General features: G+C 69.0%; 12 protein-coding genes. 6 read left to right on the top strand and 6 right to left on the bottom strand.

Features of this window, described 5'->3' with window-relative positions:
• The 3 genes from OQ968_RS24550 to OQ968_RS24540 all read right to left on the bottom strand — a co-directional run.
• Positions 1 to 1,120: DUF7159 family protein (locus tag OQ968_RS24550; protein ID WP_324682233.1), on the bottom strand; the 1,120-nt coding region annotated here is incomplete at its 3' end.
• Between the two features lie 159 nt (positions 1,121 to 1,279).
• Positions 1,280 to 3,235: an Hsp70 family protein gene (locus OQ968_RS24545; protein WP_324682231.1), complete on the bottom strand. Its 1,956-nt coding sequence runs from the start codon at positions 3,233 to 3,235 to the stop codon at positions 1,280 to 1,282.
• 165 nt (positions 3,236 to 3,400) lie between these two features.
• On the bottom strand, positions 3,401 to 4,627 hold the full coding sequence (locus OQ968_RS24540) for a hypothetical protein (RefSeq protein ID WP_324682230.1): 1,227 nt from the start codon (positions 4,625 to 4,627) through the stop codon (positions 3,401 to 3,403).
• A 38-nt stretch (positions 4,628 to 4,665) separates the two neighbouring features.
• On the opposite strand from OQ968_RS24540, the gene OQ968_RS24535 reads away from it, so the two are divergent.
• Together OQ968_RS24535 and OQ968_RS24530 are read left to right on the top strand one after the other, a co-directional pair.
• Positions 4,666 to 5,310 (top strand): TetR/AcrR family transcriptional regulator, encoded by a 645-nt coding sequence (locus OQ968_RS24535; RefSeq protein WP_324682229.1) that lies wholly within the window; start codon positions 4,666 to 4,668, stop codon positions 5,308 to 5,310.
• An 85-nt stretch (positions 5,311 to 5,395) separates the two neighbouring features.
• Positions 5,396 to 5,887, top strand: a complete 492-nt coding sequence (locus OQ968_RS24530; RefSeq protein WP_324682228.1) for a nuclear transport factor 2 family protein — start codon at positions 5,396 to 5,398, stop codon at positions 5,885 to 5,887.
• Positions 5,888 to 5,893: 6 nt separating this feature from the next.
• Here OQ968_RS24530 and OQ968_RS24525 read toward each other — a convergent pair whose 3' ends face one another.
• Positions 5,894 to 6,547 carry a L,D-transpeptidase gene (locus OQ968_RS24525; protein WP_324682227.1) on the bottom strand — a complete coding sequence of 218 codons (654 nt, stop codon included), beginning with the start codon at positions 6,545 to 6,547 and terminating at the stop codon, positions 5,894 to 5,896.
• Positions 6,548 to 6,863: 316 nt separating this feature from the next.
• On the opposite strand from OQ968_RS24525, the gene OQ968_RS24520 reads away from it, so the two are divergent.
• A complete protein-coding gene (locus tag OQ968_RS24520) occupies positions 6,864 to 7,346 on the top strand; it encodes a hypothetical protein (RefSeq protein ID WP_324682225.1) in 483 nt (160 codons plus the stop codon).
• 1 nt (position 7,347) lies between these two features.
• Here OQ968_RS24520 and OQ968_RS24515 read toward each other — a convergent pair whose 3' ends face one another.
• The gene (locus OQ968_RS24515) at positions 7,348 to 7,635 is read right to left on the bottom strand and encodes a hypothetical protein (RefSeq protein ID WP_420716001.1); all 288 of its coding nucleotides are present in this window, start codon (positions 7,633 to 7,635) and stop codon (positions 7,348 to 7,350) included.
• A 65-nt stretch (positions 7,636 to 7,700) separates the two neighbouring features.
• Here OQ968_RS24515 and bluB point away from each other — a divergent pair, with 65 nt between their 5' ends.
• The 3 genes from bluB to stf0 all read left to right on the top strand — a co-directional run bounded on the left by bluB (position 7,701) and on the right by stf0 (position 10,712).
• Positions 7,701 to 8,372 (top strand): 5,6-dimethylbenzimidazole synthase, encoded by a 672-nt coding sequence (bluB, locus tag OQ968_RS24510; RefSeq protein ID WP_324682223.1) that lies wholly within the window; start codon positions 7,701 to 7,703, stop codon positions 8,370 to 8,372.
• 82 nt (positions 8,373 to 8,454) lie between these two features.
• Positions 8,455 to 9,837 (top strand): sulfatase, encoded by a 1,383-nt coding sequence (locus OQ968_RS24505; protein WP_324682237.1) that lies wholly within the window; start codon positions 8,455 to 8,457, stop codon positions 9,835 to 9,837.
• A gap of 77 nt (positions 9,838 to 9,914) precedes the next feature.
• Positions 9,915 to 10,712: a trehalose 2-sulfotransferase gene (gene stf0 / locus OQ968_RS24500; protein ID WP_324682222.1), complete on the top strand. Its 798-nt coding sequence runs from the start codon at positions 9,915 to 9,917 to the stop codon at positions 10,710 to 10,712.
• On the opposite strand, the gene OQ968_RS24495 is transcribed toward stf0, so the two are convergent.
• Positions 10,701 to 11,486, bottom strand: coding sequence for a trans-aconitate 2-methyltransferase (locus OQ968_RS24495; RefSeq protein WP_324682220.1), 786 nt, complete (start codon positions 11,484 to 11,486; stop codon positions 10,701 to 10,703). The two genes, stf0 and OQ968_RS24495, sit on opposite strands and share 12 nt — an antisense overlap.
• Positions 11,487 to 11,489 lie beyond the last annotated feature (3 nt).

Here is an 11,489-nt window from a genome sequence, read left to right as displayed (position 1 = left end):
CGATCCACTTCTCGGTGCGCGAGTCGGGCGGCGGCGGGGCGGCCACGGCGGGCGGCGGCGAGGGGCTGGGCGCGGGCGCCTGCGCCTCGGGCGGCGTGCTGGGCGCCCAAGCCGGTGGCTGCTGTGGCGCGGCGCTCACGCGGGGCTTCTGTTGCAGGGCCGTCGTCGGCCCGTCGGACGGCAGCGACACCAGCACCACCCCGGCGGCGGCGGCGCCGATCGCGACCAGCGCGCCGGCGGCCAGGACCATGGGCGCGCGCCGCTGTCGCGGCTCGCTGACCGCGGTGTCGTCGACGGCGCTGTAGGCCAGCGCCCCGATTCCGGAGTTGCCGGTGATGTCGAGGTAGGTCGGGCTCAGCGCGCCGGGATTCAGCTCTCCGGTGCCCGGGTCCAGCGCATACGCCAGGGCGGCCGTCGACGACGCGAACAACGGCGCATTCGCCGACGCCAGCGCCGCGCCGCGGGCCAGCGCCATGTGCGGCTCCTCGGGCGCGGTCACGGGCAGTGGGGTCGCCGCCTCGAGCGCGGCCTTGATTCCGACGATGTCGACGCCGCAGCCGACGATGAAGACGCCGTTCGCCCGCAATCGCGTCGCATCCAGGCCGGCGACCATCGCCGCCAGCTCGGCCGCGACGGCGGCCTCCCGGCCCGGTGCGCCGGCTCCGGTCAGGGTCCGTCGGTGCAGCTCGACGAGGGAGCCGTCGGCGATCTCGACGACGGCCAGCGTCGCGCTGTCGGGCTCGACGAGGACCATCGCGATGTGCTCGTAGTCGATCGCGGCACCCACCGTCTGCGCCAACGCGGCCGCGGCGAGCAACGGGGAGACCAGCATGACGCCGCCGATGTCGCAGCGGGCGAGCGCATCGCGCAGCCCGGCGGCCTCGGCCGGGTCCGTCCAGGTCACACCCGTCGACGCCAACCGGTAGCCGCCCTCGGCAGCGGCCTCGCGGGTCCCGACGATCGCGCCGATCACCTGGTCGGCCGCCCCGGAGGCCGAGCCCTGCCCGGCAACCACCTCGAAGGTGTCCTCTTCGACCGTTACGCCGTCGGCGTTCTGGCCCTCGATCAGGACCATGCGGACCCTCGTGGGAGCCATCGACACCCCGAGAACGAAATCCAAACCGCGCCTCCCAATCCTCCTATGCCTCTTCAGAGGGCATTTTCGGGGGGCATCGCCAAAACACGCCCCCAGCCCGGAATGGGGCTGCTTCAACGCTACTCCCGTGCTGCCGGGCGCGCCGCTGGAGTGATTGGGCTCAAAGAGCCTTGCTAGGTCCTGCTAGTAGCCGGGGGTCAGGTACGGGTTCTGGACGGTGCCGTCGCCCGGGTACTGCGGATATTGGGGATACTGCGGATACTGCGGAGGATATTGCGAATACTGCGGCCCCTGTGGTGCCTGCGGGGTCTGCGGCGCCTGGTTCGCCGGGACCGGAACCGGGATCGGCACCGGTAGCAGCGGAACGTGGATCCACTCCGTGGTCATCGGCACCGTCGTGGTCGTGGTGGTGGTCGTCGGCGTTGTCGTGCTGGGCGGCGGGGGTGTCGTCGTCGCCGTGGTGGTCGGGGGCTGAGTCGTGGTCGGCGGCTGGGTCGTCGTCGGCGGTGGCGCGGGACGATGCGTCGTAACGACCGGCGGTTCAGGCGTCGTCACGACCACCGGCGGCGGGGGCGGCGACGACGGTGGCGGCGGCGGAGCAGGCGGCGGCACGGTGGTGGGCACCGGTTGCGCGCTGGGGGGCGGTGGCGGCACCGCCGTGGGCGGCGGGGGAAGCGGGCTCGGCACCAGGGAGGGCGGTTGCGTCGGAACCGGCGCGACGCTGGGCGCGGGGGGCGCCTGCCGGTGTTCGAGGCCCGTCAGCGAGTACGCCACACCGCCGACCGCGGTCATGGCCACCAGGGCGCTCATCCCGACGATCAACTGGGACAGCCGGAAACGTCGCCAGGCCCGTTCCCTGGGCGGCGGCTCGATCACGTTGAGGCGCATCGACCATCCCGACGGCCCGTCCTCGTCGTAGGCGGCGGGGCTGTACGGCAACCGAACGTCGCCCGGGTATTCGGTTTGCGACCACGCCAACTCGCGATCCGTCATCGCGTCGTGATCGATCACCAGCACGTCGCTGGCCGGGTGATCGAGGACGTCGCCGCCGGCGGTCGCGGTGAGCAGGCCGATGGACGTGCGCGTGCGGATGTCCAACGCCTCGCCGCGTGAGGCCAGCATCAACGCGCCGGCCGCGGCCGCGAACGCGGGCTGCGACGGCGTGACGACCGGCCTGCGCGAGTGCACCGAAAGGCGCTCGGTGACAAGCGGAATGCTGGCACCGCCGCCGACGGTGACCACCGCCGACAGGTCCGTCCAGCTCTTGTGCTGGCGGGCCAGCATCTTGTCGAGCGCATAGATGAACGCGGTGAGGCGATCCTGGATCAGGTCCCCCAACTCGTCTCGGGTCAGCCGCAGGGTGCACCGGCGGCCGCCGAGCTCGGCGGCGAATTCGACTACGGTGTCGGTGGATAACTGTTCCTTGGCCACCCGGCACTGCTCCCTGAGCTGGCCGAGCTGGCCGACGGCCGCGGTGCTGGCGGGGTCGATGCCGCTGCCGTGCCCGAGTTCCTCGAACACGAGGAGCATCAGCGCCTGGTCGATCTCGTCACCGGAGAACTCTGCGAAACGCAATGTGGGACTGACGGCCTCGAAGTCTCCGGCGAGGTTCACCAGTGTCGCGGACGTGCCCGAGCCGCCGAAATCGAGCAGCCCGACCACGCCGGTGGCGGCCAGGCACAGCTCGGCGTTCGCGGCGGTCAGCGACGCGATCGTGTCCGACACCAGGCGGGGCGCCATGCCGCTGCGCACGAAACCCAGATGCGTCCGCAACCCGTCGCGCAGCGCCTGCACGGTGCCGGGCTTCCAGTGCGCGGGAACGGCGATCGAGATCTCCGACGAGGCCGCGTCCGCGCCGGCGGCGAGCACCATGGCGTCCAGGGCCTCGACCAACAGGAGGTCCGGGTCGTGAGCCGATCCGTCGGGGGACACCAGCGCCACCGAATCCCCGACGCGCTCCACGAAGCCGCTCATCAGCACGCCCGGCTCCGTCAGGTTCGGATTTTCGTCGGGCAAGCCGATTTTCGGCGCGCAATGCGGATATAACGTAAGCACAGCACGGCGCGAAACCGGTGGACTTCCGTTACTCGCTGCGACCAGGTTCGTGGTCCCGATCGACAACCCAAGCGGGTCGTACATAGATCGAAAACTTTCGTCTATAGGGGTCGGTGGCCAGCGTCAACCATATCCGTGGACACGCTCAAAGCAGATGGGTTGCAATGCCATTGGTATACGGCCGATGCGGTTGTGTCACCGAAGCGGTACCAAAAACCCCTTGACAAAACGCGTCGCGACGCGTCGGGTTCACACCACGGTCAGCGGCAGCGAACGCCTCGGCTCGAATTCGAACGACGATCCGCGGCTGACTTTCGCTACCGATACCTCTGGCAGCTCGTCCGCCGGCGTGTCGGTTTCGACCACCTTCGCGACCCAGTCGGTGCTCGTGCTGCAAACCTCAACCGCGAGCCGCGGATTCACTGCGGTGACGATCGCCCGCAGCGGCTGCACGGATTCGGGTGAGCACAGCGAGATCCACGCGCGATCGTCGTGGGCCGGCGAGGCGTGCACGGCCAGGCGGTCGCCGTCGATCTCCGCCACCACGTAGCCCGCGGGGTTCAGCAGCGGGTGCAGCTCGAAAACCCGCATCGCGCCCCGTATTCCGTCGGGCAGGTCCAGCGCGCGGTGAATCCGTTCGGCGGCCAGCCCGGCGAGGCCGATCAGGCCGCGGGTGCCCACCGAGACGGCCCCGGCGTCGGCGGCGGCGCGTTTGCGCACGGCGATCGCGAACGACAGGTACAGCAGGTGCATCTGCAGGCAGACCTCGTCGGCCATCCGGACCAGCGCCGAGTGCGAGAACGCGCCGAAGTCGAAATCGGAGAGCAGTGGACCGGAGTAGTCCGGCTGGCCCTGCTCGGTTCGGTCGATGGGGTCGAGTTCCCATGTCGCAGCGCGGGTTTGACGAACGATGTCCAGCGCCGGAATGCTTTCGGCCTCCGGATAGGACTCGTCGATGATCACCGTCCACGCGCAGTGCGGATGCCGGTCCGCGGGTTGGCGGGGCGGCCGGTGGATGGGGCGCATCTGTGCGCGCGGGTTGGTCGCCACGGCGGTGGCGTCGAACGTCGGATCCTCGATGGTGTGGCACATCCCGAAGACGTACTCCTCGCCCATCGGCTCCACGTCGAGCAGCGCACCGCAGTGGTCGAGCTGGAATTCGCCGTGCCAGCGGTCGTGGATGGTGTACCGGAAATCCATGAATTGCGGCGGGGCGCCGATGTCGAGCTGCAGGCCCTTGAAGATGGTGGGCACGTCGTCGCCCTCGAAGTTCAGGGCCCGCTGCATGCGCTTGGTGTAGATCGGGCTGGCGCCCGCCCACTCCTCGATGGCGATCTGCACCATCTCCTCGTGGCCGAACTCCTTGATGCACCACGCCATGCCGGAGCGGTCGATCATGTGCCCGATGAGAAGCAGTTCGGGGACCAGGACGGCCAGCTGCTCGCGCGACAGTTGCGCGTATCGGGATCGGCTCACCGCCCAAAAATAGACTTGACTATGTTATAAAGTCAACAATGTCCATTGTTGCAGGCCAGACGTCCGGGCGCCCCGCCGGCCCGACCCGGCGGACCAGCGCGCCGCGCAAGCGCGGCGACGACACCCGGGCGCGAATCATCGACGAGACGGTGCGCTGCATCGTGGAGGAGGGGTTCGCCGCGGCCACCGCCAAGCACGTGGCCGAACGCGCGGGCGTGACATGGGGGGTCATCCAGTACCACTTCGGCGACCGCCACGGCCTGCTGATGGCCGTCGTCGACGACGGGGTCGACAGGCTGATCGAGAGCCTGTCGTCGGCCGACGTGAGCGAACTGCCGCTGCGCGAGCGCATCGAGGTCGTCGTCGACACCGCCTGGAGCTGCTACAGCAGCCCGACCTCGATGGCGGCCTTCGAAATCCTGCGGGTCACCCGCGGCGGCTCGGGCGAGTCCTCGCGGCGCCACCTGCTCGAGATGAACTCCGCGATCGGCCAGCTGGGCCGGCTGATCACCGAGGATCCGGCGAATGCCGGTGTGGCCGAGGTGATCTGGGCCGCGCTGCGGGGCGTGGTGCTGGCGCAGATGATCACCGGGACGGCGATCGACTGGAGCCTGGAGCGACGCGCCCTGATCGACATGGTCACCGAGTACCTGTCCGACGGTCAGGGCTACCGCGACACGTAAACCACGCACACGACACGCCGTGGAACGTGACCGTGGCTTAAGTCTGGGCGATGCCGTCCGATGCGGCCGCAGCCGACCGATACCCATGTGCTGCAATGACCGGATGACCCCTCAAGACTTCGCCGACATCGAAGCGATCAAGCAAGTCAAGTACCGCTACCTGCGCGCGCTGGACACCAAACATTGGGACGACTTCGCCGACACCCTGGCCGACGACATCAAGGCCGACTACGGCCCGTCGATCGGCAACGAACTGCACTTCACCAACCGCGCCGACCTGGTCGAGTACATGCGTACGTCGCTCCCCCCCAACGTCATCACCGAGCATCGGGTGACGCACCCGGAGATCATCGTGGACGGCGACACCGCAACGGGCAGTTGGTATCTGCAGGACCGCGTCATCGTCGCCGACCTCAACTTCATGCTGATCGGCGCCGCCTTCTACCGCGACACCTACCGGCGCACCGACGACGGTTGGAAGATCAGCGGAACCGGTTACGACAGAACCTACGACGCGACGATGTCGTTGGCGGGCATGGACTTCAAGATCAAACCGGGCCGCGCCGTCGCGACCTAGCGGCGGCTACTTCGTAATCGCGATCACCGCGCCGGGCCGCAGCCATTTCATGATCGACACCAGCTGCGCATCGTCGATGGCCACGCAACCCTCCGTCGGCGCACCGTCGGTGGTGTGGAAGAAGAACGCGGCGCCGCCGCCGGGAACCTTGTTCTTGTTGACGCCCATCACGACCGCGTGCTTGTACTGCGGGATTTGCAGGTTCTCGCTCTCCGCCGTGTTGAACGGGCACTGCGCCTTCTGACAGACCTGCATGCTGTTGAACGTGGGGCTATGGTCGTCGCCGCTCCACCAGTGATTCGGCCCGACCTGGGTATACGGCAGTCCGGTGCCGGGATTCGGTGCCGTGCCGAAGGCGGAGTCGAGGGTGTACACGCCCATCGGGGTGGCCGGAACCCCGCTCTTGGCCTGCGGCGCCATGCCCGCCGAACCGACGTGGGTGGGGATGCCGGTCCGCAACGCCTGCCAGCCGCTGGCGGTGCGCTGGTAGATGTCCATCGTCGCGTTCGAACCGCCGGTGCTCACCACCGAAACCACCTGCGTGGCATTGCCAACCGAGTTCGCGAACCAGGGGGTGGCCGCGCCGCTCACCGGCGCGAGCAACACGGACACGAAGATCGCGCATGCCGCGGCGCACAGCAAAGCGAGCAGTCGGCGCATGGAGTCAATCGTCAGCTGGCGACATCCTTGGGGTCAAGTAAAGCTTTCGCTCCAGTTGGGTCACCGCGCCGTGACCAAACCGTCGAGGGCCGAAACACCAACGGGCGCAACGGGGGTGTGAAGGTACGGCTTTGAGTGTGAAGCTACGGCTTCGGCAGTGAAGCTACGGCGGGATTTCGGCGATTTCTCCGCCCTGGTGTAACTGCCAACGCCCTGGCTTCACAGTCAACGCCCTGGCTTCACAGTCAACGCCCTGGCTGCACAGTCAACGCCCGCGAAGTGGCCGGCCCCCCGGCGTCCCGGGGATACTGGGGTCATGGCGGTCTTTGTCCGAAGGTTGTTCGGCATCGGCAAGCTACCCGACGACCTGCACGCTCAGGTCGAGGCGGAGGGCCTGATCTACCTCGCCGACTACGTCGCGGTGACCCGGCGGTTCAGCGGCGTCATCCCCGGCGCGCGGGTGCCGCACAGCGTCGCCAGCTACACCGGATCGCTGGTCTTCACCGCGGAGCGGGTGCTGGCGACGCTGTCGATGCTGCCCAAGCTGGCCGGCCCGACCGTCGACGTGCGCTGGGACGCGCCCCAGACCGGCGCGGCCAGGGCCGAGATCTCGCCGACCGGGTTGCAGGTCGATCTCGACGTCGCCGAGGTCGACCCGAAGTTCAGCGGCGAGCTGTCGCTGCACTACAAGGCCACCGTCCCCGAGGATGTGCTGGACAAGCTGCCGCTGCGGTCGCTGGCCTTCGACATGCCGGCCGAATACGTCTTCCGCGCCGTCGGCGTCACCTACAGCCCGTGAGTCAGCCCGTGATCGTTATCCGCGGCCAGGGCGGCTGCCGCAGCACCGCCAGGCAGCCGATCACCGCCGCGAGCAGGCCGGTGATCACGCCGATCAGCGCCATCCGGTTGGCGTCCACGGCCGGCACCCAGGACGCCTCGCCGCCGCGGATCACGAAGATTCCGACCGGTTTGGCGACCGCGATCACGGTCGCACCGTCGGCCGTCTGGTAGGGCTCGCCGTAGGCACCCGTGGTGCTGCCGTCGGTGGGCAGCTGCTCGAACGCCTCGAAATTGCGGGAAAGCTTCACGCGACACTCCCTTCGTCATGCACGCTCTGGAGCATTTTCCACCCCGGCATTCTTACGATGGCCGTGTGAGCGATCACGCATTCGATCCGCAGGAGCGGCGGGCCGTGTACCGGGTGATCTCCGAACGCCGCGACATGCGCCGCTTCGTGCCGGGCGCCGCGGTGCCCGACGACGTGCTGGTGCGGTTGCTGCAGGCCGCCCACGCCGCGCCCAGCGTCGGCCTGATGCAGCCGTGGCGCTTCATCAGGATCACCGACGACCTGCTGCGCAGGCGCATCCACGCGCTGGTCGACGAGGAACGCCCGCGCACCGCCGCTGCCCTGGGCGAGCGGGGCGAGGAGTTCCTGGCGCTCAAGGTCGAGGGCATCCTGGACTGCGCCGAACTGTTCGTCGTCGCGCTGGGCGACGACCGCGGGCGACACGTCTTCGGCCGGCGGACGCTGCCGCAGATGGACCTCGCGTCGGTGTCGTGCGCGATCCAGAACCTGTGGCTGGCCGCGCGGTCCGAGGGCCTCGGCATGGGCTGGGTGTCGCTGTTCGATCCGCGCCGGTTGGCGGCGCTGCTGGGCATGCCCGCCGGCGCCGAACCGGTGGCCATCCTGTGCCTGGGACCGGTGCCCGAGTTCCCGGAGCGCCCGGCGCTGGAACTGGATGGCTGGGCGGTTGCGCGGCCGCTATCGGAGTTCGTGTCCGAGAACCGCTGGGGCGAACCGGCGCGGGACGACGAGCCGGCGTGATGGGCCGACGCACACAGGTTGCCCGCAGCAGGCTGCGGTATCGTCGCCGCCGATCGGGCAGCGAGGTGAAGAAGTGACGGACATGGCGCGCGAGAACGTGCTGATCGTGCATTGGCACGACCTCGGGCGCAGTCTCGGCATCTACGGCAACCCCGACGTGTCGAGCCCACGGGTGGACCAGCTTGCCGCCGAAGGCATCCTGTTCACCCGGGCGCACGCCACCGCGCCGCTGTGCTCGCCATCCCGGGGATCGCTGTTCACCGGCCGCTACCCGCAGAGCAACGGGCTGGTCGGCCTGGCCCACCACGGCTGGGAGTACCGCAGCGGGGTCCGCACCCTTCCGCAAATATTGTCCGAGTCGGGTTGGTACTCAACGCTTTTCGGTATGCAGCACGAGACGTCCTATCCGAAACGCCTCGGCTTCGACGAGTTCGACGTGTCGAACTCCTACTGCGAATACGTGGTGGACAGGGTTGGGGAGTGGCTGCAGGACGGCCCGCCGGTGCTGTCCGAGCAACCGTTCCTGTTGTCGGCCGGGTTCTTTGAAACCCATCGGCCCTTCCCGCGGGACCGCTACGAACCGGCCGACAGCGAGGGCATCGAACTGCCCGACTACCTGCCGGACACCCCGGAGGTGCGCCAGGACCTCGCGGATTTCTACGGATCGGTCGCCACGGCGGACGCCGCCGTGGGCAAGATCCTGGACACGCTCGCCGAGACCGGGCTGGACGCCACCACCTGGGTGGTGTTCCTGACCGATCACGGCGCGGCGTTCCCGCGCGCCAAATCCACGCTGTACGACGCCGGGACGGGCATCGCCATGGTGATCCGCCCGCCCACCAACCGGAACATCGCGCCGCGCGTCTACGACGAGCTGTTCAGCGGCGTCGACCTGGTCCCGACGCTGCTGGACCTGCTGGGCCTCGACGTCCCGGCCGAGGTCGAGGGCGTGTCGCACGCACACGCCCTGCTCACGGCGGACAACCACGCCGACCCGGTGCGCGACCACGTCTACACGATGAAGACCTACCACGACTCGTTCGATCCGATTCGCGCAATCCGCACAAAGGAATACAGCTACATCGAGAACTACGTGCCCCGTCCGTTGCTGGACCTGCCGTGGGACATCGAGGAAAGCCCGTCCGGCGTGGCCGTCGCGCCCTTCGTCAAGGCGCCGCGCCCGCAGCGCGAACTCTACGACCTGCGCGCCGATCCCACCGAGACGGTCAACCTGCTGGCCCGCGGCGGCACCCGGATGGAGGTGATCGCCGCCGATCTGGCTGTCCGCCTGCACGATTGGCGGCAACGGACCGGCGACGTCATTCCATCGGAGTTCGCCGGCACCCGCATCGCGCAGCGCTACACCGAGACGTATCTGCGGATCCATCGCACGACTCCCACCAGCCGCTCGGCGATCGCCGCCGACCGCGGCATCGACGAGGTGGCCGCGCCGTCCGAGCAATAGTCGAGCAATAGTTGCGTTCAGCGTGAAGCTAATTCACCGGCGGCCCCACCGAATGAATTGCGCGGTAGGCTCATCCGGTGTCCGCGACGTCCTACCTGGTTCTCGCCACGCAGCGCAGCGGCAGCACACTGCTCGTGGAATCGCTGCGCGCCACCGGATGCGCCGGGGAACCGCAAGAGTTCTTCCAATACCTGCCGACCACCGGAATGGCGCCCCAGCCCCGGCAGTGGTTCGCCGACACCGAGGACGAATCGATCCTGCGGCTGCTCGATCCGCTGGTGCCCGGCACGCCCGACCCCGCGACGCCGGTCGCCTGGCGCGAGCACATCCGTAGTTCCGGGCGCACGCCCAACGGGATCTGGGGCGGCAAGCTGATGTGGAATCAGACACCGCTGCTGCGGCAGCGGGCATCGCAGCTGCCCGACCGCTCCGGGGACACCCTGGGCGCGGCGATCCGCGACGTGATCGGCAGCGAACCGGTGTACGTGCACGTCTATCGGCCGGACGTGGTGTCGCAGGCGGTGTCGTTCTGGCGCGCCGTGCAGACCCGGGTGTGGCGGGGCAGGCCGGACCCCGAGCGCGACGAGCGGGCCGTCTACCACGCCGGCGCCATCGCGCACATCGTCAAGAACCTGCGCGGGCAGGAAAACAGCTGGCGCGCTTGGTTCGCCGAGGAAGCCATCGAACCGATCGACATCTCCTACCCGGTGCTGTGGCGCAACCTCACGTCGATCGTCGCCGACATCCTCGGCGCCCTCGGGCAGGACCCGAAGCTGGCTCCCCCGCCGATGCTGGAGCGGCAGGCCGACCAGCGCTCCGACGAGTGGGTCGACCGCTATCGGGAGGAGGCGGCGGCGCTGGGGTTACCCACCTGAGCGCTGCGCGCCGCCGACCTGGGCGACGATGAACACGCGGCGGAACGGGAAGATCGTCGTCCCGTCGGCCCGGGCCGGGTAGGCGTCGTCGAGCAGCGGGATGAGCTCGCCGCGGAATTGGTCCCAGCCCTCGTCGTCGAGGCGCTCGCGCACCGGGACCAGCGCGGTGCCGGTGATCCACTCCAGCACCGGATGCTCACCGGTCAGCTGGTGCAGGTAGGTGGTCTCCCAGACGTCGACCTTGCATCCGGCGTCCATCAGCAGGTTGGCGTAATGGGTCGGTGACTGGACGACGGCTCCGACGCGAAATGGTATGTCGCGCAGGGTTTTTGCGTAGTGTTCGCGACGAGCCACCGCCCGCACCGCGGCGTGCGACGGCGTGTCGAAGTTGGCCGGGATCTGGGCGCCGATCCACGACCCGGGTGCCAGCTCGCCGGTCCACCGGACCAGCACGTCGGCGTGTTCGGGCACCCAGTGCAGGGCGGCGTTGCTGATCACGACGTCGGTGTCGGGCTTGGGTTTCCAGTCCCGCAGGTCGCCGGTGGTGGCGTCGATGCCGCGTTCCCGCGCGGCCGCGACCATCTCCGGTGAGCTGTCCATCGCCTCGATCACCGCGCCGGGCCAGCGCTTGGACAGGTACTTGGTCAGGTGGCCGGGGCCGCAACCGAGGTCGACCACGCGGCGGGCGCGCTCGGCGCCCACCCGCGAAAGCAAGTCGTAGAAGGGGCGGCTGCGATGGTCGGCAAATGCCAGGTAGACGTCGGGATCCCACATGGC

Source organism: Mycobacterium sp. 663a-19, from assembly GCF_035616495.1.
GTDB lineage: Bacteria > Actinomycetota > Actinomycetes > Mycobacteriales > Mycobacteriaceae > Mycobacterium.
The sequence above is the reverse complement of the archived record's forward strand: the minus strand, read 5'-3'. Positions and strand labels throughout refer to the sequence as shown.